The organism is Rhizobium sp. SJZ105 (assembly GCF_007828365.1).
GTDB classification, from domain to species: domain Bacteria; phylum Pseudomonadota; class Alphaproteobacteria; order Rhizobiales; family Rhizobiaceae; genus Agrobacterium; species Agrobacterium tumefaciens.
This window is the reverse complement of the sequence record NZ_VIUP01000027.1, coordinates 1-18,691: the sequence shown is the minus strand read 5'-3', so window position 1 is coordinate 18,691 and position 18,691 is coordinate 1. Positions and strand designations below refer to the sequence as shown.

Genomic DNA, 18,691 nt, shown 5'->3' with positions numbered 1-18,691 from the left:
CCTCTCCATAGAGTACCTTTCTTCCGCGCAACCTCGTTAAAGGTGGATGTTTGAGACCCGACGATCAATAGGTGTTTTTCAACGGTATCCGCCAAGAGGAGACATCAGGGCCGTGTCTTCGTAAGCCGAATTTGGTTACCCTTCGCCTCGCGCTCGTTGCCCCAGCCGAGATGCCTGTAGAAGCCCGCCGCACGGCTGTCCTTGTCGGTTTCAAGCCAGATTTCAGAGTGGTGCTGAAATAGCTCATCCTCTGCTACAAGCACGAGTTGGGTACCCAAGCCCTTTCCCTCATGTGCGGGGAGAATGAACGCCGCAAAAAGAGAAGCGTCAGCCACATCAACCATCGAGAAGCCAACGATTTCATTACTCAAGACAGCAACCCAAGCACATGGGGAAGCAGAAATCATCTCAGAGACTGAGCTGTCGGTAATGCCGAACTCAGCAAGACGCTCTCGCGATATGTGGTTCTCCCACACCGAAGTCCGGACATAAAATAGGGCTGAAACATCACTCGTTTCAGCAAGTCTAATCTCTACAGCCATAACCGTGCTCTGTATTTTCAGCGAATCCCCCTCCGATACCACCTACATTCGAAAGTATCGTGACGGCCATCGGCATGACCGCTTCGGGCCGACAGGAGACGCTCTGCTGCAAGAAGGGTTGCCGTCGGCTTTTCCGTCATCCCCGTTGCTCGGTTTCTTGCTATTTTTCGCTGAGTGTGTGTTGAACCTTACATCCTGCGCTCGGTACTCTTAAGTGAGCTGGAGAGCCCGAAAACGCGACTGGCCTCACGCTGTTGCAAGACGTGCCGGGATTCGGCCAGTATCTCGCGATACCTTTGGATCTTGGTTGCTTTCATCCTGAATAAGTCGTCGACTGATACCGTTGCCTGCTGCACCGGAAAAGCCACTTCGTTTTCCAGAAGGTCGAGCAAAAGGTTTCGCATCACTGCGTTTTCTTCTCGAAGTTTCGCGAGCTCAATAGCCTTCCCACTCGACTCAAATTTCCGTGTGATAGCTTTGTCGATATCGTGTTCGACAAGCAGAATCTTGGCGGCATAGTACCGGCAAGCAAAGAATGCTGTGACGAGCGCGCATAACGCGATGACAATGTAGATCATTTCGACCTCCAGGTTATCCTGAAAGTCGATATTCGGAAGCCGGATTTCAATACGCGAGTCACTCAGAAAACCAAAATGGCTCCTCTTTGATGAGGAACCGGGGCCGTAAACGTATCAAGTTAATCGTAATTGAAACGGTGGCTGTCAGACGCTTCGATCTTACATATTTTGGCGTCTTATTACCTTAACAGGGAGGTCGCCTTCCTCACGGGGTATGCGAGAGGCTCACCATTTTCCAAGATGAAACCCATACGGTACATGCATCTGCGCATTTCGGGAGAGCCATACGCACCTGCATAAATACCGACGGGGTGGTATGATGGGTAAGATTCAAAACTGCATCTGTCGAATGCTGACCGATAGGCGATCTCACGTACGTAGTCACCCGTCACCGGAACCGTACCGTAAAGATGCCATTGAGTCCGCGCTTCCGCGACTGCTGCCGTGAAGGTAACGCCCAGGATCACGCTCAGAGCCAGCTTGAGTTTCATGACACGCCTCCAAATAAACAATTATGACGAGCAACGGAGATTTCGTCCGGTTTGTTCCCTCGCTCAGACGCAGCTGGGCAATTGTGGTCTCGTCGCCCTCACGGTCGGAGTGCATGCCACTTTCTTTTCCCCTTTGGGCCAATTCGGGAGTGACGTCAGCTTTGCGCCTCCGTACCGGCTATTCAGATCAGTCCCGCCATCTCCTAAAATAAGACGTAAGCAAAAAGTCGCGGCGTCGTTCCTGTCAGGAACAAACTAGCGAAATTTGGAAACACTACATTGTTGCCGATTCGCTACATTCCCAACGACCGCTAAGCAAAAACCCCGCCGGGGATGGCGGGGCCGATCACGCCGTTTATGCAGGATTTAAGCGATAGTGAGTGCTTTCTCGATATCCTGCAAAGAATGGCCAGTCAGATCTTTATCCAGTTCTCCAATAAGAACGTCCGACAACGACTTATGGTAGCCCTTGCGCATCTCGCCCAGTGTGCGCGGTGCCGCGATAATCACCAGACTTTTGATCTTGCCCTCAAGCACCTGCTTGTTCAGCATATCCGTAACACCCGCACCAAACCCGTCTTCGTCTTGCTGACTATCGTCAGGATTAGCCGAGCTACTGGAATGTCGGGCGCCGGAAGAGATCTTCGAGCTGTCGATCGCCGGATCTGGCAACGCAGTCAGATTGACAGTCGCCGCATCTCCGTCGTTCCGAAAAAGGCTAAGCTTTTCGCCATCGGCAACGGCAACGACCGTGTTCTGCGGAAGGTTCATGTTGATCTCCTTGGTGAGCAGCTCGAGCCCAGATGACCGACCCTGCTTGTTTCTGTCAGAAAATAACCCCGCTACAGACTATCCGTTCCGCAGTCGGCCCGACAAAACTACAGGATTGGCGTATCGCCGTGATCAGTCACCCCAGCAAATGCTTGATGCCGGCCTCGCGCCATCGCTGTGGCAGAGGGTCAGTCGAGGCTGCTGTACCAAACGCAGACCCCTGGAACGAACTTGGCAGTATGCATCTGCAGCGAAAATCTTCGCGATAATGCTGGTGAGCGGTACGGCATGGACATGCCGACCCTTTAATCTAAAGCGGCGTCCACACTTATACTGTATAAAACATACTTGGTAAAATCACGCATTTCCGGTCGCCGTGGCACCACCAAGCGCGGCAAAAACCTGCGGGGCAAACTCAAACTGCCGAGCCGTTCCTCGTCCCATTGAGTTTCTTCCCAGCGTTTCTGTAAGGATGCCCCGCCGGACCAAGAGTTCAATGGTTTCGATCACCCCACCACGCGTCATTCCGGTAACATCAATCACATTTGAAAGTGTTAACTTCTGATGCGCCTGGTGCATCAGATAGAGAATATTCATCATGCCGATCTGTTTGATGCGCGACTGCGCCGATTCACCGTCGATCGGCTTCTCCAGGATTTCACGCACCGCAAATATGGACAAGGCCTGACTCTGCCATCTTTCACTTAAATTGCTTGCCATCGTTTTAACTATCTATTATTTGAATAGTCAAATAATTGAGACGAGTCGCCGTTCAGTTGAGGCGGATATTTAGGAAGACGGAGGGTAGGGGGCATGAAGGGCCTTTTCTTTCGAATGATCATAGCAGCGTCAGGGTTCGTTTCACTCTATACCATTTCGGAGCGAAGCGCTCGTGCCGACGAATGGGGGTGCCAGGTTATCCTGTGCTTATCCAATCCCGGCGGTCCGACCCAGTATGGCGAATGCAGGCCGCCCATCGAGAAGCTTTGGAGGTGGTTGGCAAAAGGGCGTTCGTTTCCAACTTGCGCAGGCGCGGGTTTTCAGACCTCTCGCCCTCTTTACGAACCATATTACTGCAACGCCGGCTACCGCTTATCTGCTGGCTACGGTCCCAGGGGACGTGACGCGACGTGCATTTCCACGTCGCTGCAAGCCGTGAGCGATAGCTTTTGCCAGCGAGATCGAGACGGTGGCGATCCGAACAAAGGCTCTGTCACGTCACCGAGGTGGCAAAGGGTAGACGGGCGATACCAATGCCTGGCCAATACCGTGGCGCGACCCCTGGTCCGCGAGAAACCTCGATACGTCGATGTGACGATTGAGGGCGTCGGCACGCAGAGGGTGTGGTTCTGACATGCCCGTTGTCTTCTCAGATCTTGCGCAGACCTGCGCACCCTTCGTTGCATCGGAGGCACTTGCGGGTGTGGTCAGCCCCGAAAGCCGGTTCGCTCCGTTCACCATCAGGATCAACAGCCGTGCACCGCTCGGGCGGCAACCTGCGACCAAGGCCGATGTAATCGAAGTCGCCGCATCCTCGGAGGCAACATGCCATGACATACACATTGGTCCCGACGGGGTCGGGCCGGAAGAACTGCGCAGATTGAACCTCTCGATACCAGCCGCTTTCGCTCGCTGCCTTAACCTGAAAGCTCCAGCGACGCCATCCGACGGCTATTGCTGCCTCTCGGTGAAGGTGGGTGCTGACAGTCCCAGGGCCGAGCAGGTGCTGCAATCCTGCTATGGACGTGACGATCCGTCGGTCGGGGGCGTGGTCAACTATGGCGATCAGGTTCGCCGCGAAATCGAACGGCTCGGACCGACAGTGGCTCGATTTACAATGGGCGACACGGGAAAAGGGTTGCAGACAAACGTGTCGGCGAATTCTTCCCAAGCAGACGTCGTTGCCGAAGTGGTGGCGGAAAACACTCCGGGGGAAGCACACGCGATCTCGGCGGCGTCCGCGTGGGACGTCTTCAAGACCCGAAGCCGTTCATCCGTCCTGGTGTTTCAAGACAATCAATTGGAATTGGAGCAGAGTGAATGATAATCAGTTCCCGGATCAGATCCGTCGTCGCTTCGTCCGTCATGGCTGCCGCCATTGTAGTGACGATGGTTGAGCCCGCCTTCGCGCAAGCCGCTGGCATCGAAACCGTCCTGCAGAACATCGTCGACATGTTGACGGGAAACATTGCCAAGCTTCTCGCTGTGATTGCGGTCATCGTCATCTGCATCGCCTGGATGTTTGGTTATATGGACCTGAGGCGAGCGGGCTTCTGGATCATCGGAATTGGCGGCATCTTTGGCGCCACCGAACTCGTCAACACCATCGTCGGAGCCTGAAGATGGTGGGCGGACAAACGGTTCTCGAAGAAGACACACTCTTCATCGCGTGTACGCGTCCCGCGATGATTGCCGGTGTCACGATGGAGGCGATGGGCTTCAACATCATGGTCACGACGATCCTCTACATCGTCGCCGGATCTATCGCCTACGCGTTCGTCGGCATCGTTTTCCATCTCATCTTCAAAGCGCTCGTCAAGCACGATCACAACATGTTCCGCATCCTGCTCGCCTGGGTCGAGACACGCGGCCGTTCACGCAACGGTGCCTATTGGGGCGGGGCAACACTTTCCCCTCTGAGACTGACACGCCGCTTCGACGAAAGGGATATTGGAATTGCCTGACATCGCCACCCTTAGATCACGCGAACTCACGCCAGAGGCTTTTATCCCCTACGTGCGGCACATCGACGAGACGACAATCGCGCTCGAGTCCCGGACACTCATGGTCATGGTCGCGCTCGCAGGCGTATCGTTCGAAACTGCTGATCTGCTCGACATCAACGCGCTCCATCGCGACCTCAACACGCTCTATCGAAATATTGCCGATGAGCGGCTCGCGATCTGGACCCATCTCATTCGGCGCAGGGATAGCGACTATCCGGGCGGAACGTTCGCAACGCCATTCTCCGCCTCGCTCAACAAGAAATACCGGGAACGCATGGCGCGCGAGCACCTTTTCCGCAACGATCTCTATCTGACCGTCCTTTGGTCGCCAGCGCGTGGCCCTGCAGACAAGGCGGGGAAGCTGCTGTCGTACCTTCGACGGTCAAAACGACTCGATATGGAGCTGGATGAAGAGGCTCTGAAACAGCTGAAGGACAAAGTCGTCAACGTAGTGGCGGGCTTGAGGCGCTTTGAGCCACGGGTCCTTTCTCTTTACGAACAGGAAGGCATGCTCTTCTCTGAACCGAGCGAGGTGCTGCACCAGCTCGTCGGCGGGAGGCGTGAGCGTGTGCCGCTTACCGAAGGTCGCGTCGCCTCGGCAATTTACTCTGATCGCGTAATCATAGGTCGGGAAACGATCGAGATCCGGCATGAGGCAGAAAGCCGCTTTGCCGGCATGCTGAGCTTTAAGGAATATCCAGCCCGCACCAGGACAGGCATGCTGGACGGAGTTCTAAACAGTCCGTTTGAGCTCATTCTCTCACAGTCGTTCTGCTTTGTGTCGAAGGCGGACGCTCGCGTCATCATGGGGCGTAAGCAAAACCAGTTGGTGAGCAGCGGCGACAAGGCGGCTTCGCAAATCGATGAACTTGACGATGCGATGGACGACCTGGAGTCCAACCGCTTCGTGATCGGCGAGCATCACCTGACACTCTCCGTCTTTGCGACCACGTTAAAGGAATTAACCGACAATCTGGCAAAGGTTCGCGCCAGCCTGACCAATGGCGGGGCTGTCGTTGCGCGCGAGGATCTTGGTCTCGAAGCGGCATGGTGGGCGCAACTTCCGGGCAATTTTCGTTACCGCGCGCGCTCAGGCGCGATCAGCTCGAAGAACTTCGCAGCATTGTCACCGTTCCATTCCTATCCGATCGGACAGAAGGACGGCAATGAGTGGGGACCCGCCGTCGCCCTGCTCAAGACCGCTTCAGGCTCGCCCTACTACTTCAATCTCCATTATGGCGATCTGGGCAACACCTTCATGTGCGGTCCGTCGGGCGCGGGCAAAACCGTGATTGTCAATTTCATGCTGTCACAGCTCGAGAAACACGACCCGCACGTGGTGTTCTTCGACAAGGATCGCGGCGCGGACCTTTATGTTCGCGCCGCCGGAGGCACCTACCTGCCGCTAAAGAACGGGGTCCCCACCGGCTGCGCTCCCTTAAAGGCCCTCAACCTGACGCCGGAGAACAAGGTGTTCCTGGCGCGCTGGATCGGCAAGCTTGTGGGTTCAGGGGCGCGGGAACTGACTGTCACCGAACTTCGCGACATCTCCGGCGCGATCGACGGCCTTGCCGACCTGCCCGCTGAGCGACGGACAATAGGGGCGCTGCGGGCTTTCCTCAACAATACGGATCCGGAAGGTATCGCGGCGAGGCTCCGCCGGTGGGAGGAGGGAGGGCCGCTCGGCTGGGTCTTCGACAATGTCATCGAAGATATCGGATTTGGGGATTTCGGCGGATCAGGGAAGTTCATCGGCTACGACATGACCGACTTCCTCGACAACGAGGAAATTCGCACACCGCTGATGGCCTATCTCTTCCATCGCGTCGAGCAGATGATCGATGGCCGCCGGATCATCATCGTCATCGACGAATTCTGGAAGGCGCTACAGGACGAGGGGTTCCGCGATCTTGCGCAAAACAAGCTGAAGACCATCCGCAAACAAAATGGGTTGATGCTGTTTGCCACGCAAAGCCCGCGCGACGCGCTGAACTCGCCAATCGCGCACACGATCATCGAGCAATGCCCGACACAGATCTTCCTGCCCAACTCGCGCGGCAACCATGCCGACTATGTCGATGGATTCAAGCTCACCGAGCGCGAATACGAATTGATAGCGCGCGAGCTTTCCGTTGAAAGCCGGAGGTTCGTGTTGAAGCAAGGACACAACAGCGTCGTTGCCGAGCTCGATCTCAACGGCTTCGATGACGAGCTCGCCATCCTCTCCGGCCGGACCGCCAATGTCGAACTTCTCGACGCGATCCGCGCGGAGGTTGGAGACGACGTCGAGAACTGGCTTCCCATTTTCCAACAGCGAAGGAGTGCTAGCTGATGACTTCCTATCGACTTCATGGCGTACTGCTCAGCGCGGTGCTCATGCTTGCCGCTGAAGGCGCGTCAGGGCAGGGGATTCCTGTCAACGATCAGGCTGCGATTGCCAAGCAGATCGAGAGCATCGCGCAGCTCAAGTCGCAACTCGACGCGCTCAATGAGCAGATCGGCCAGGCTCGGCAGCTTTATGGCTCGCTCAACAAGCTGACCGATATGGCGGATGTCGCCAACGTTCTCAACGATCCGGCGATCCGCAAGGCGCTTCCCTCCGACTTCGCTGCCATCGAGGGATTGCTCAAAGGCAACGGCACCGGCGTGTTCGGTGATTCCGCCTCAAGGTTTCTGGAAGGTAACTCGACCTACCGGACTGACGCCGATGATTTCTACGCTCAGGAATTGTCCCGGCTTCAGAACAAGAATGCCGGGCAAATGAGCCTTGGTGAGCAGATCTACGATGCCGCGACCAAGCGCATCGACGGGATTGATCAGCTGCGGGGAAAGATTTCCACGGCTGGCGACGCCAAAGAGATTGCCGACCTGCAGGCTCGGCTACAGGTCGAACAGGCATTTCTTCAGACCGACGTCCTGCGGATGGAGGGGCTGAGGATGGTGCAGCAGGCGCAGAACCAGGTCGACGAACAGCGCAAGGCGGAGGACTGGCGCCAACGGATGGACAATATGAAGGCGGCGCTGCAGTGAAGTGCACCCTCATCGTCCTTTCCCTGGTGCTCTTGTCGGCTTGTTCGCAAGAGGCGGAGCGAACTCATACGGTGGACGAGTTCGTCGCCGACACCGAATTGCTGTCCCGTACGATTACCGAGTGCCGCAACAACCCGGGTGCATTGCGCCAGACGCCCAATTGCCAGAACGCGGAAGCGGCCGAGGTTAAGCTCCGGCTCCAGAACATGCGCAAGGCATTGGGAGGCTGACCAAATGTACCAGGTGTTTGAGTTTATCGACGGTCAGTTCAAGCGGCCGTTGGAGACTTTCGTCTCGGATGGGACGTCGAACATAGCAGAATGGGTCGCTGGTCCGTTGACGGTGGCAGTGACCCTCTACGTCGTCCTCTACGGCTATCTCATCCTTCGGGGCTCGGTCCAGGAACCTATCCTTGACTTCGCCTTCCGCGCGATGAAGCTCGCGATCATAGTGATGCTGGTGAAGAACGCCGGCGAATATCAGACCTATGTCACAAACATCTTCTTCGATGTTTTGCCACGCGAGATCGCTCAGGCGCTGAATGCAGGTACGGCGCCGAGTGCCAGCACCTTTGACAGTCTGCTCGACAAGGGCCAGGCCTCTGCGACCGATATCTGGACCAGGGCTTCCTGGCCGATTGACATCGTCACAGGTGTGGGCGGCATCATGGTGATCGGCGTCAGCTTTCTGGTGGCGGGGATCGGTTATGTTGTTTCCCTTTATGCACGGTTGGCGCTGGCGATCGTCCTGGCGATCGGGCCGATTTTCATTGCGCTTGCCATGTTTCAATCGACGCGCCGTTTTACCGAGTCCTGGATCGGGCAGCTCGCAAACTTCGTGATCCTTCAGGTCCTTGTCGTTGCCGTCGGTTCGCTTTTGATCTCCTGCCTCGACTCGACCTTCACCGCAATCGACAGCTACAGCGACGTCCTTATGCGCCCTATTGCTTTTTGTGCCATCGGGATAGCTGCCCTGTACATATTCTACCAGCTACCTGGCATTGCATCGGCGCTGGCGTCTGGCGGCGCCTCGCTGGTCTATGGTTACACGACCGCACGCGATGCGCATGAAGGCATGCTGGCCAGAGCAGCCTCCCACACCGGCCGGATGATCGGTCGCGGTGCTCGGTTTGCCCGCCGCGCCTTCGGATCAAGAAATGCCGGCGTATGACACCCATTCCAGAACATTAGATAAAGGCCTGCTGAATGATTAAGCCTGCCCTGTTACTCGCCTTCTCAGCCACGCTTGTCGGCTGCGCTTCGATGACCTACCCATTGCCGAACTGCGACGGCTATTCGCGCCGCCCATTGAACCGCTCGATGTGGGACTGGGAGGGCGGCAGCAAGCTGAAACAGCAGCAATCCAACACGAGTTCGTCCACGTCCCTCACACCTTTCGTAGAAGAGGCCAGCGAGACTTCCGCTTTTGCGCATCTGGACATCGACGGTTCCTATCGCCGCTGTGAGGGATGAAACATGGTGACGACAGATAATCTCAAGAGCTACTTCGACAAAGCACGTCGTTTCGACCAGGACCGGATGATCCAGGTCGAGCGATCGAACAGGATTGCCTGGTCGATCGCCATAGTTTCAGGCATTGTCGCCGCTGTAGCCGTCTTCGCGGTCGCGTGTCTCACACCCCTCAAGACGGTTGAACCCTTTGTGGTGCGCGTCGACAATTCGACCGGCATTGTCGACGTCGTGTCAGCGCTGACATCGACGGCTGGCACCTACGATGAGGCGGTGACGAAATATTTCGCTGCAAAATATGTCCGGGCCCGCGAGGGTTACGTCTGGAGTGAAGCACAGGAAAATTTCCGCACCATCGCCCTCTTGTCGACGCAAGCGGAGCAAACGCGTTTCGCGGCCCTCTACCGTGGCAGCAACCCGCAATCGCCCCAGAATACCTATGGTCGCGGGGCTACAGCAAGGATCGATATCGCTTCAATCTCCCTCATCAATCAGAATGTCGTTTCCGTACGCTACATGCGAACCATCACGCGTGGCGAGGAAGTACGAACGACCCATTGGGTTGCGTCGATCACCTATTCCTACGCGAACGCTCCGATGTCCTCGACGGACCGGCTCGTAAACCCGCTCGGTTTCGTCGTCAGCGAGTATCGCGCTGATCCGGAGGAGGTGAGATGATGCGCATCCCTCGAATTCCTGCACTCATCGTGACCCTTTCGATGTCGCCGGCGTTTGCGCTTGAGATACCCCGAGGTGCCTCGCAAGACAGTCGTATCCGGTTCGTGAACTACCAACCCTACAACATCACGCGGGTGGTCGGCACTCTGCGGTCATCCGTACAGGTCGAGTTCGCGGCGGACGAGGAAATCGCCCATGTCGCGCTCGGCAATAGCGTCGCCTGGGAAGTTGCGCCGGCCGGCAACATCCTGTTCCTGAAGCCACGCGAGAGCCAGCCGGTGACGAATATTTCCGTGGTTACGACGCGCAGGGATGGCTCGACCCGCAGCTACCAGATGGAACTGACGGCGCGCGATGGCTCCGTGGAGGCTGGTCAAAACACCTACTTCTACGTGAAGTACAGGTATCCAGGCGATGACGCCGAGCTTCGCCGCCAGCAGGCAGCGTCGAGGGCTCTCGCGGCCCAGGCGAAGGACGCCGACAATGTGCTGGCGCTTCACGAAGCCTATGGCCCTCGAAACTGGCGCTATTCTTCTCAGGGATCGCAGGCACTGGAGCCGCAAAGCGTCTACGACAACGGCAAGATTACAACGTTCGCCTTTGTGGGTAACCAGGAAATGCCCGCGATCTATATGGAGAACTCCGATGGCTCCGAAAGCCTTGTTCCGAAGTCGGTCGATGGAGATCTGGTGATGGTGCACGCGATCAGCCGCAAGTTCATCCTGCGTCGGGGCAAGGATGTGCTCTGCGTCTTCAACGAAGCCTACGACCGCGTCGGTATCAATCCTGACACCAACACAACGTCTCCTTCGGTGGAGCGCGTCGTGAAGCGCGACGTTACCGGGCAATAGGGAAGGGAACAGTCATGGCTCAGGAAGACGAGGATCGCATCCCCGGAGAGCGTGCCGAAACCGTCACCAGTCGTCAGATCGACAACAGCCCTCTCTTGAAACGCGGCGCTGTTGCCATTGCGATCATCGCGTTTATCAGCTTCGCGCTTTGGTCGACGACGGGAAAGAAGGGAAGGGATGAAAATCTTCAGCCCGAACGGATCATTATTCGCCAGACGACCCCCTTCGAGGCCGCAAAAGAGAAAGTTGAACCGGACCAGGCGCTCCCTGAAGTAAAATTGCCAACGCCTGTCGTCGAACCGGTCATTGAAGAGCAGGATAAGCTGCTCGATTCCGCCCGCCGCGCGCCCGTGATGGCCTTCAGTGGAGGGCAGAGGAATCGGAAAGAGTTGAGGGAAAGCGACAGCTCTTATCCTTCCGACAACAGCAATTTCGTGCCGCTCGACAACAATATGTCTGTTCAGAACCAGCAAAACAATGAGCAGCATCGTTTCGGTGGCCTGCTGCGGCCAACGCGGCTTGAAGGCTCAAGGGCCGGTACACTCGGAAACCGCAATTTCATCGTCGCGATGGGAACGACCATTCCCTGCGTTCTTGAAACCGCGTTAGCATCCGACCAGCCGGGATTTACCACTTGTGTGATCAACCGCGATGTTCTCTCTGACAATGGCAGGGTGGTCTTGATGGAAAAGGGCACGCAGGTTGTCGGCGAATATCGTGTAGGGCTTCAACGCGGGCAAAAGCGCCTGTTCATTCTCTGGAATCGCGCGAAAACGCCGAAGGGCGTTATCGTCACTCTCGCATCACCAGCAACCGACGCACTTGGTCGTGCCGGTGTCGACGGCCATGTCGACACCCATTGGTGGGAGCGGTTCGGCAGCGCTCTTCTGCTTTCCATTGTCGGGGACGCGACGAACTATGCAAGCGGTCGGCTGCAGGACAGCGATGTCGACGCGCAAAAAACAACGGGTGCCAGTCAACAGGCGGCCGCCATCGCGGTCGAGCAGTCCATCAATATCCCGCCGACACTCAATAAGCACCAAGGTGAACCGGTTTCGATCTTTGTCGCTCGCGATCTCGACTTTTCCGGCATCTACGGTCTTAGGGTGACCGAACCCAGAAACCGCGTTTTCGATCGTGCGGTCCTGGGGGATTTCGCGTCACGATCGACGCTCCTAACGAAATAGGGCGCGAAATGGCAGAGAGGCAGGACTCGGCTGTCGTCAGCGAGCTGATGAAACCGTTTTCGACATTCCTTCAGGACAAGTCTCTCCTAGAGGTGATCGTCAATCGGCCCGGGCAGGTGTTGACGGAAGGTCCCGGTGGGTGGCGGACCTATGAAATGCCGGAGCTGACCTTCGAAAAGCTCATGCGTCTTGCCCGGGCAGTCGCAAGTTTTTCCCATCAGTCGATTGATGAGACGCGTCCAATATTGTCGGCGACGCTACCCGGGAACGAAAGAATCCAGATCGTCATCCCCCCGGCGACCATCAATGACACTGTCAGCATGACAATCCGCAAGCCTTCTTCGGTCGACTTCAGTCTTGATGATCTGGAGGAAAAGGGATTTTTCCAGACAGCGTGCGCAGCGACCAGTAGCTCCTCCTCCGCGCAGGATGAGGAACTGTGTGAAACATATCGTGCCGGCCGTTTTAAGGATTTCCTGCGGCAGGCCGTCATCGCTCGAAAAAACATCATCATTTCTGGCGCCACAGGTTCGGCGAAAACGACGCTTTCCAAAGCATTGATCAAGCATATTCCCGAAAACGAGAGGGTCATTTCAATCGAGGACACTCCCGAGCTCGTTATCTCACAACCGAACCACGTGCGCTTGTTCTACTCGAAAGGAGGGCAGGGGCTTTCGCGTGCCGGACCGAAAGAGCTTCTCGAATCCTGTCTTCGTATGCGGCCGGATAGGATTCTGCTTCAGGAGCTTCGCGATGGGACGGCCTTTTATTATATCCAGAACGTGAATTCGGGCCATCCTGGCTCAATAACCACGGTCCATGCGAACTCGGCCGAATTGGCTTTTGAGCAACTGGTCCTGCTCGTTAAGGAGTCGCAGGGCGGCGCAGGCCTGGACCGGGCCGACATCGTGGGTTTTTTGAAGGCGAGTATAGATATCGTTGCTCAGTGCAGGCGACACAAAGGAAACTTTCGGCTGTCTGAGGTGTATTTCAGGAGTGAGTGTAGAGCCACGGAATAGCAAACTGAGCGACTCACGGAGTTCCGAGGTGCGGATTGTGGTCCTGATGTTTCTTGTTGGGTGTGTCTCCGTAAAGAGCGCCGAAAGCAGCACGGTAACCGTGTAAGTCGATAAGCGTAGTACACCTTAAGACAACTCTGACGTATGCCTGCAAGATCCTCGTTGTCACTCATCCATGGAGTGTCGATCACAGATCAGGCGACAGCGGACAATATGCGGTCGGACAACCGCTTACAATACATCAAGAAAACAGTCTAAAGCGGCGAGGAATCTTGACTGGCCAGCCAGTCCAATCCAGTGAAGCCATCCATAACGTTACCAGCTTCATGCGCCGGGGCGAATTTATCGCCCGCTTGGCGCAGCAGCCGGAGACACAGGCGGCTGCTCGCGGAAAATCGCTTCCAAAGTAGCTAAAATACGCCGCACGGCATCGGAATGGCTGAAATAGTAGATCACCTGCGCTTCACGGCGGGTTTGTACGACGTTTGCGTTGCGCAGCTTGGCGAGGTGTTGCGACAAGGCTGATTGGCTGAGGCCAACCCGGTGTGCCAGCTCACCAACCGGAATTTCGGCGTCAACGAGAATCCGCAGTATTGCGAGCCTTTTCGGGTTTTCCATCGCCGCCAAAAGCTTGGAGGCCGAAATAATTGATTGCTCATCCAGACATCTCTGTATCAAATCCGTATCCAAACCACTTTATGTCGCGGACGTTTAGGCCATAATCCTTGGCTAAGCCATTCGACGTGAACCTTTTTTAGAGGTTTAGAGCCGCGACCGGTAAGGCGCCAATTTTTATAATTAAGAATAGTCGAAAACTCTCACTCTCAAAAGGCGCGTGAAGCCGATGAGCCACCTGTAAAGTGCAGGTGTGTTTCTGAGGTGCAATTTTTTTGCGACTATTGCCAGCGTGCCGGACAAATGTCCTCTGAACCGTTCACTAGACATTGAGAACGTCTTCGGCAACGCAGAGGCTGATTGCAAGCATGACTGATTACGACCGAAATGGAGCAATGCCCTCGGTTGATTCCCAGATCTAAATGATGCCGCACCGTTGGGTATTATAGGGACATATGATGCCATTTCAGGTGATTTGAGTTGGTACCTAATGCGCTTTTTATCACGTCAACCTGTGTTGGGATGTGCGGGAAATGTCGGACGGGCTGTACAAAAAGCTCAAGATCTCGTCGAGAGATATTGGGGAAGTCGAAGAGTATCTGAGTGAGGCGTATGCTCCCGTCGCTGTCATGCCACTGGGCTCACACGACAACTACGGGGTCACCGGTCAACTGGCCGTAATCGATGAAGTATTCTTCGAATGGTCGGCGACGATAGGCTCGTATCGCGTTACTCCCATTGCGATGTTCGACGCTGTTCTGTTTAATTTCGCGAGCAAGGGAGCAACCGAATATGACTTCCGGGGTGAAAGGCTATCGATTGCGGCTAATCAGGTCATTGGCTACCGGCACGCCGACAGCGTGGATGTCCTTGATGGTAGCGAACATTCAACAGTCGTTATCTCAGACGCTCTATTATCAAGACGCATGTCGATATTGCTCGATCGGCCTGTGGTTCAGCCGATCGAATTTAGCAAACGCGCTCTGGATCATGGCAGTCTCGAAGGGCTTCCGGCTCTTGTTCAAATGCTGAACGGTTCACCATTACAAGGAATTGCCAGGTCATTGAATAAGCAGTCTCCGAGTATGGGTAATCTGATCGTTGACAGTTTTCTTTTAAACTATCCGAACAACTACACGCAAAAACTTGAGGCGCCTGTGCCCGTCATTGCTCCACGACAGGTCCGTCGAGCGATTGATTATATCCATGCGCACCCAGCGGCTAGAAGCTCTCCTGAACTCTTGGCGGGCCTGAGCGGGGTCAGTGTTCGTTCTTTGCAATATTCCTTTTTGAACTGCGTGGGACAAACAATAAGTGAGTATCAGCTTGCTTTGCGCCTTGAAAAAGCTCGCGACGAGATCGATCGGAATAAGGATCGGTCCCTAAAGGAGATTTCTCAGACGTGGGGATTTGCAACCCAAAGTGCCTTCACCCAGAGCTTCAAAAAAGCATTTGGGGTCAGCCCATCTCAACACCGGAAGGGCGAATTTTAGGCGCTGGATCGTCCATGGCATTTATCCGCCTCGTTTTTCGGCGTGGCAATGGCGTTGCAGGATGTGTGACATCAGTCAAGCATAACGATCTGAGCCGCCACCTGCTCCTCGAACAACTTCGAGAAAGAGGCGATGGGTGCCGAAACGATTGCGCTTCTAGTAGCTCATTCAGATATTCAGGTGATGTTCATTGACGTTGAAACGCAAGGCAGTATGCATGGATCGAAGCTTGCCGGCTCATTCAGGGACAGATGGCCAACCAAGGGAGTGGAAGATGAAGCTCTCTGGCATCGATTGGGATCGCACTAGTCGCGATTACTCGCGACGTTTGAATTGTGACCTCGTCAATCGTAAGCGGCAAGCTGACCCCATCTGGCGTCAGTAGCGCGAGCTCAGCTATTGCGTAATGACTATCCACCAGCTGTGAGCTTCTATGTCTGCGTCTATCTCTGGGACTAGAAACTTTCATATGAACGAGGCCGTTCCGGAACGTTTCGAGGGCGCGCCGCGGCAGTTTCGGCGGCGTTGGTCCGATGATTTCAAGGAGCGAGCGGTGGCTGAGGCGATGGAGCCTGGAGCGAGTGTCTCGGCAATTGCGCGTCGCATCGGCATACACCCATCACAATTATTCGGCTGGCGTCGTGATGCTCGCGCCAGACAAGGGGGCTCTTTGGTGCCTGCGGCTGTTGAGGCGGATTCGGGGCCGGTTTGCGCGCGGGCGGTGATCGAGGTGGTTATCGGCGACGTTATTATCCGGGCGGGGGTGGATGCCGGTGAAGCACACCTCAGTCTCGTGATCCGAGCGGTGCGGTCAGCATGATCCCGTCGAACGTGAAAGTCTTTTTGGCGAGCCATCCGATCGACTTCCGTAAGGGACCTGACAGCTTGCTATCACTGGTTCGAGATGCTGGCAGTGATCCGTTCAACGGAGCTCTTTATGTCTTCCGGGCGAAACGAGCAGGCCGTATCAAGATCGTATGGTGGAATGGCTCCGGCGTTTGCCTTTACGCCAAGCGGCTGGAGAAGGCCCGGTTCTGCTGGCCGCGCATCGGACATAGCCGGGTCCAGCTCAACAATGCCCAGCTTCTGGCTTTGGTGGATGGAATGGACTGGAAACGCGTTCGATCAACACCCATCAAGCCACCAGAGATTGTTGGGTAAAACCCCTGCGGCGAATTGAATCATGTACCTGAAACTGCGGGCGGATCACAGCAAAATATGCTCTGATCATATCCATGACGCGACCCGAGATAGAGCTCCCGGATGATGTAGAGGCACTCAAGGCCATGGTTCTTGCCATGGCCGAAAAGGCCGCTCGCGTCGAGGCTTTGGAAAAGCAGGTCGACGATCTCGAGGCCCGAAATGCTGATGCCGATGAGCGCATCGAGCGGCTGACACAGATCCTGAAGGCTTTTTGACCGCGCGCGCTTCGGGCGGCGTTCAGAGAAACTTGCAGCGGCCAGTGTTGATGACGAGCAGCATGTTTTTGTTTTTGAGGAGATCGAGACCGGTATTGCGGCGATCAGGGCCAAGGTTACGAGTGGCATCAACAAAGATGGCAAACGTCCACCGAGGCCACGCAAGGGCTTTGCGGCGCATCTGGAGCGTATCGAAGTGGTGATCGAGCCGGAAGACTTGCCGGAGCATGCGGGCAAGACGAAAATCCTGATCGGAGAGGACATATCCGAACGCTTGGATGTCGTTGCAGCGAAGTTCCGTGTCATTGTTACGCGCCGTCCCAAATACGCTTTTAAGAACGAAGACGGCGTGATCCAGGCTGCGGCCCCGACACATATCATTGAGGCGGGCATTCCAACGGAAGCGCTTCTGGCTCAGATCGCCGTGTCCAAATATGCCGATGGCCTACCACTCTATCGGCAGGAGGCGATTTACGCCCGCGACAAGGTCGAACTCGACCGCAGGCTCATGGCTCAATGGATGGGAAAGCTGGGGTTCGAGCTCGACATCCTCGCCGATTATATCCTCAACGAAATCAAGAAGGCGGAACGAATATTTGCCGACGAGACGACCCTGCCGACGCTTGCGCCTGGGTCCGGGTCGGCGAAAACCGCATGGCTATGGGCGTATGCCAGGGATGACCGGCCGTTCGGAGGCAGCGGTCCGCCGATGGTGGCCTATCGCTTCGAAGACAGTCGGGCGACCGATTGCGTGGCACGGCACCTCAGCGGCTATCGCGGGATTCTGCAGGTTGACGGGTACGGGGCCTACAGCAAGCTTGTCCGCAAGGACGGCGGCAACGACGGCGTTACTCTGGCTGGCTGCTGGGCACATAGCCGCCGCAAGTTCTATGAATTGCATGTCGCCAAGAGCTCCAAGGTCGCAACAGAGACAGTCGAGCGCATGGCAGAGCTGTGGGAAATAGAGGACACAGTCCGTGGTCAAAGCCCTGAGGCGCGTGTCGCGGCCCGACAAGAACGCGCGGCAGAGATCGTCCGAGATCTGTTCGCTCTCTGGCAGACGACCCTGCCGCGCGTGTCGACTAAATCCAAACTCGCTGAAGCTCTACGGTACTCGATCAAGCGTCGTGACGTCTTCGAACGCTTCCTGACCGACGGCCGTGTCGAGCTCGACTCCAACATCGTCGAGCGAGCGATCAGACCTCAGGCGATCACAAGAAAAAATAGTCTCTTCGCCGGCAGCGACGGCGGCGGCAAGACATGGGCGACAATCGCGACACCTTTGCAGACGGCAAAAATGAATTCTGTCGATCCCCAGGCCTGGCTCACGCAGACGCTCGAGCGCCTTGCAAACGGCTGGCCTAGCAGCGAAATCCATACCCTTACGGCCGTGGAGCTACAAGGCCTGAACGGCCTCAGCTTGCCGCTTACGTCGATACCTTCCAGCAGATAACCGAGCTGCGCGGGGGTGATCACCACCGTGCCATCGGTCGCAGATGGCCAGATGAAGCGGCCACGCTCCAGCTTCTTCGTGAAGAGGCAAGCGCCTTGGCCGTCATGCCAGATCACCTCGATCAGGCCACCGCCGCGGCCGCGGAATATGAACAGGTGTCCACACATTGGGTCACGCTTCAGCGCCTCCTGCACCATCAACGACAGACCGGGGAAGCCTTTGCGCATGTCGGTATGGCCCGTCGCCAACCAGACCTTCACACCACTCGGAACCGGGTGTCAATACCGCGTGAATTTTCCCCAGAAGTGCCGAAGTAAAATTCCCCACTTATGCCGACGTGGATGCCAGGGAGAACGGAGGATTTTTCGGC

Annotated in this window: 22 protein-coding genes and 2 pseudogenes; 17 read left to right on the top strand and 7 right to left on the bottom strand. The window is 56.1% G+C overall.

Annotated features, from left to right (window positions below):
* Positions 1–104: 104 nt before the first annotated feature.
* The 5 genes from FB593_RS26915 to FB593_RS26895 all read right to left on the bottom strand — a co-directional run bounded on the left by FB593_RS26915 (position 105) and on the right by FB593_RS26895 (position 3,102).
* Positions 105–542 (bottom strand): GNAT family N-acetyltransferase, encoded by a 438-nt coding sequence (locus FB593_RS26915; protein WP_145167580.1) that lies wholly within the window; start codon positions 540–542, stop codon positions 105–107.
* A 188-nt stretch (positions 543–730) separates the two neighbouring features.
* A complete protein-coding gene (locus tag FB593_RS26910; protein ID WP_321186350.1) occupies positions 731–1,120 on the bottom strand; it encodes a hypothetical protein in 390 nt (129 codons plus the stop codon).
* Positions 1,121–1,299: 179 nt separating this feature from the next.
* Positions 1,300–1,611 carry a hypothetical protein gene (locus tag FB593_RS26905; protein WP_162694119.1) on the bottom strand — a complete coding sequence of 104 codons (312 nt, stop codon included), beginning with the start codon at positions 1,609–1,611 and terminating at the stop codon, positions 1,300–1,302.
* Between the two features lie 366 nt (positions 1,612–1,977).
* The gene (locus FB593_RS26900; RefSeq protein ID WP_145167578.1) at positions 1,978–2,382 is read right to left on the bottom strand and encodes a host attachment family protein; all 405 of its coding nucleotides are present in this window, start codon (positions 2,380–2,382) and stop codon (positions 1,978–1,980) included.
* A 357-nt stretch (positions 2,383–2,739) separates the two neighbouring features.
* Positions 2,740–3,102, bottom strand: coding sequence for a transcriptional regulator (locus FB593_RS26895; protein WP_145167576.1), 363 nt, complete (start codon positions 3,100–3,102; stop codon positions 2,740–2,742).
* Positions 3,103–3,195: 93 nt separating this feature from the next.
* Between FB593_RS26895 and FB593_RS28030 the strand changes: the two genes are divergently transcribed.
* From FB593_RS28030 to virB11, 13 genes are read left to right on the top strand one after another with little or no spacing between them, the layout of a single operon-like run.
* The gene (locus tag FB593_RS28030; protein ID WP_145167574.1) at positions 3,196–3,735 is read left to right on the top strand and encodes a hypothetical protein; all 540 of its coding nucleotides are present in this window, start codon (positions 3,196–3,198) and stop codon (positions 3,733–3,735) included.
* A gap of 1 nt (position 3,736) precedes the next feature.
* Positions 3,737–4,426 (top strand): type IV secretion system protein VirB1, encoded by a 690-nt coding sequence (locus tag FB593_RS26885; protein WP_097169950.1) that lies wholly within the window; start codon positions 3,737–3,739, stop codon positions 4,424–4,426.
* Positions 4,423–4,722, top strand: coding sequence for a TrbC/VirB2 family protein (locus FB593_RS26880; protein ID WP_145167572.1), 300 nt, complete (start codon positions 4,423–4,425; stop codon positions 4,720–4,722). The genes FB593_RS26885 and FB593_RS26880 overlap by 4 nt, the downstream gene beginning before the upstream one ends.
* Before the next feature lie 2 nt (positions 4,723–4,724).
* Complete coding sequence (locus tag FB593_RS26875) at positions 4,725–5,066, top strand: type IV secretion system protein VirB3 (protein ID WP_013637408.1); 342 nt, start codon at positions 4,725–4,727, stop codon at positions 5,064–5,066.
* On the top strand, positions 5,059–7,440 hold the full coding sequence (locus FB593_RS26870; protein WP_145167570.1) for a VirB4 family type IV secretion/conjugal transfer ATPase: 2,382 nt from the start codon (positions 5,059–5,061) through the stop codon (positions 7,438–7,440). The genes FB593_RS26875 and FB593_RS26870 overlap by 8 nt, the downstream gene beginning before the upstream one ends.
* Complete coding sequence (gene virB5 / locus FB593_RS26865; RefSeq protein WP_145167568.1) at positions 7,440–8,138, top strand: P-type DNA transfer protein VirB5; 699 nt, start codon at positions 7,440–7,442, stop codon at positions 8,136–8,138. The genes FB593_RS26870 and virB5 overlap by 1 nt, the downstream gene beginning before the upstream one ends.
* Positions 8,135–8,368, top strand: a complete 234-nt coding sequence (locus FB593_RS26860; protein ID WP_003517253.1) for an EexN family lipoprotein — start codon at positions 8,135–8,137, stop codon at positions 8,366–8,368. The genes virB5 and FB593_RS26860 overlap by 4 nt, the downstream gene beginning before the upstream one ends.
* Positions 8,369–8,372: 4 nt before the next feature.
* Positions 8,373–9,308, top strand: coding sequence for a type IV secretion system protein (locus FB593_RS26855; protein ID WP_003517252.1), 936 nt, complete (start codon positions 8,373–8,375; stop codon positions 9,306–9,308).
* Positions 9,309–9,343: 35 nt separating this feature from the next.
* The gene (locus FB593_RS26850) at positions 9,344–9,610 is read left to right on the top strand and encodes a hypothetical protein (RefSeq protein WP_003517250.1); all 267 of its coding nucleotides are present in this window, start codon (positions 9,344–9,346) and stop codon (positions 9,608–9,610) included.
* 3 nt (positions 9,611–9,613) lie between these two features.
* On the top strand, positions 9,614–10,285 hold the full coding sequence (locus FB593_RS26845; RefSeq protein ID WP_003517248.1) for a virB8 family protein: 672 nt from the start codon (positions 9,614–9,616) through the stop codon (positions 10,283–10,285).
* Entirely contained in the window at positions 10,282–11,136 is an 855-nt protein-coding gene (gene virB9, locus FB593_RS26840) for a P-type conjugative transfer protein VirB9 (RefSeq protein WP_162180318.1), read from the top strand. Before FB593_RS26845 ends, virB9 begins: the two co-directional genes overlap by 4 nt.
* 14 nt (positions 11,137–11,150) lie before the next feature.
* Positions 11,151–12,323: a type IV secretion system protein VirB10 gene (gene virB10 / locus FB593_RS26835; protein ID WP_145167566.1), complete on the top strand. Its 1,173-nt coding sequence runs from the start codon at positions 11,151–11,153 to the stop codon at positions 12,321–12,323.
* 8 nt (positions 12,324–12,331) lie between these two features.
* Entirely contained in the window at positions 12,332–13,342 is a 1,011-nt protein-coding gene (gene virB11 / locus FB593_RS26830; protein WP_145167564.1) for a P-type DNA transfer ATPase VirB11, read from the top strand.
* A gap of 342 nt (positions 13,343–13,684) precedes the next feature.
* Here the strand turns inward: virB11 and FB593_RS26825 are convergent, their stop codons facing one another.
* Complete coding sequence (locus FB593_RS26825; protein WP_025591476.1) at positions 13,685–14,005, bottom strand: ArsR/SmtB family transcription factor; 321 nt, start codon at positions 14,003–14,005, stop codon at positions 13,685–13,687.
* Between the two features lie 485 nt (positions 14,006–14,490).
* Between FB593_RS26825 and FB593_RS26820 the strand changes: the two genes are divergently transcribed.
* The 4 genes and pseudogenes from FB593_RS26820 (at position 14,491) to tnpC (ending at position 18,277) form a co-directional block, all read left to right on the top strand.
* Positions 14,491–15,450: a helix-turn-helix domain-containing protein gene (locus FB593_RS26820; RefSeq protein WP_145167562.1), complete on the top strand. Its 960-nt coding sequence runs from the start codon at positions 14,491–14,493 to the stop codon at positions 15,448–15,450.
* A 469-nt stretch (positions 15,451–15,919) separates the two neighbouring features.
* Positions 15,920–16,270 carry a transposase gene (locus tag FB593_RS26815; RefSeq protein ID WP_321186349.1) on the top strand — a complete coding sequence of 117 codons (351 nt, stop codon included), beginning with the start codon at positions 15,920–15,922 and terminating at the stop codon, positions 16,268–16,270.
* Positions 16,267–16,611, top strand: coding sequence for an IS66 family insertion sequence element accessory protein TnpB (gene tnpB / locus FB593_RS26810; RefSeq protein WP_145167557.1), 345 nt, complete (start codon positions 16,267–16,269; stop codon positions 16,609–16,611). Before FB593_RS26815 ends, tnpB (FB593_RS26810) begins: the two co-directional genes overlap by 4 nt.
* A gap of 74 nt (positions 16,612–16,685) precedes the next feature.
* Positions 16,686–18,277, top strand: a pseudogene (tnpC, locus tag FB593_RS26805) (IS66 family transposase).
* Between the two features lie 76 nt (positions 18,278–18,353).
* Here the strand turns inward: tnpC and tnpB (FB593_RS26800) are convergent.
* Positions 18,354–18,518: pseudogene (gene tnpB / locus FB593_RS26800) on the bottom strand (IS66 family insertion sequence element accessory protein TnpB); the annotation flags it as partial.
* Between the last annotated feature and the right edge of the window lie 173 nt (positions 18,519–18,691).

What these genes read in the sequence shown, in the direction of transcription:
- FB593_RS26915 (WP_145167580.1), bottom strand. Translation starts at nt 542, where the DNA reads ATGGCTGTAGAGATTAGACTTGCTGAAACGAGTGATGTTTCAGCCCTA.
- FB593_RS26910 (WP_321186350.1), bottom strand. Translation starts at nt 1,120, where the DNA reads ATGATCTACATTGTCATCGCGTTATGCGCGCTCGTCACAGCATTCTTT.
- FB593_RS26905 (WP_162694119.1), bottom strand. Translation starts at nt 1,611, where the DNA reads ATGAAACTCAAGCTGGCTCTGAGCGTGATCCTGGGCGTTACCTTCACG.
- FB593_RS26900 (WP_145167578.1), bottom strand. Translation starts at nt 2,382, where the DNA reads ATGAACCTTCCGCAGAACACGGTCGTTGCCGTTGCCGATGGCGAAAAG.
- FB593_RS26895 (WP_145167576.1), bottom strand. Translation starts at nt 3,102, where the DNA reads ATGGCAAGCAATTTAAGTGAAAGATGGCAGAGTCAGGCCTTGTCCATA.
- FB593_RS28030 (WP_145167574.1), top strand. Translation starts at nt 3,196, where the DNA reads ATGAAGGGCCTTTTCTTTCGAATGATCATAGCAGCGTCAGGGTTCGTT.
- FB593_RS26885 (WP_097169950.1), top strand. Translation starts at nt 3,737, where the DNA reads ATGCCCGTTGTCTTCTCAGATCTTGCGCAGACCTGCGCACCCTTCGTT.
- FB593_RS26880 (WP_145167572.1), top strand. Translation starts at nt 4,423, where the DNA reads ATGATAATCAGTTCCCGGATCAGATCCGTCGTCGCTTCGTCCGTCATG.
- FB593_RS26875 (WP_013637408.1), top strand. Translation starts at nt 4,725, where the DNA reads ATGGTGGGCGGACAAACGGTTCTCGAAGAAGACACACTCTTCATCGCG.
- virB5 (WP_145167568.1), top strand. Translation starts at nt 7,440, where the DNA reads ATGACTTCCTATCGACTTCATGGCGTACTGCTCAGCGCGGTGCTCATG.
- FB593_RS26855 (WP_003517252.1), top strand. Translation starts at nt 8,373, where the DNA reads ATGTACCAGGTGTTTGAGTTTATCGACGGTCAGTTCAAGCGGCCGTTG.
- FB593_RS26850 (WP_003517250.1), top strand. Translation starts at nt 9,344, where the DNA reads ATGATTAAGCCTGCCCTGTTACTCGCCTTCTCAGCCACGCTTGTCGGC.
- FB593_RS26845 (WP_003517248.1), top strand. Translation starts at nt 9,614, where the DNA reads ATGGTGACGACAGATAATCTCAAGAGCTACTTCGACAAAGCACGTCGT.
- virB9 (WP_162180318.1), top strand. Translation starts at nt 10,282, where the DNA reads ATGATGCGCATCCCTCGAATTCCTGCACTCATCGTGACCCTTTCGATG.
- virB10 (WP_145167566.1), top strand. Translation starts at nt 11,151, where the DNA reads ATGGCTCAGGAAGACGAGGATCGCATCCCCGGAGAGCGTGCCGAAACC.
- virB11 (WP_145167564.1), top strand. Translation starts at nt 12,332, where the DNA reads ATGGCAGAGAGGCAGGACTCGGCTGTCGTCAGCGAGCTGATGAAACCG.
- FB593_RS26820 (WP_145167562.1), top strand. Translation starts at nt 14,491, where the DNA reads ATGTCGGACGGGCTGTACAAAAAGCTCAAGATCTCGTCGAGAGATATT.
- FB593_RS26815 (WP_321186349.1), top strand. Translation starts at nt 15,920, where the DNA reads ATGAACGAGGCCGTTCCGGAACGTTTCGAGGGCGCGCCGCGGCAGTTT.
- tnpB (WP_145167557.1), top strand. Translation starts at nt 16,267, where the DNA reads ATGATCCCGTCGAACGTGAAAGTCTTTTTGGCGAGCCATCCGATCGAC.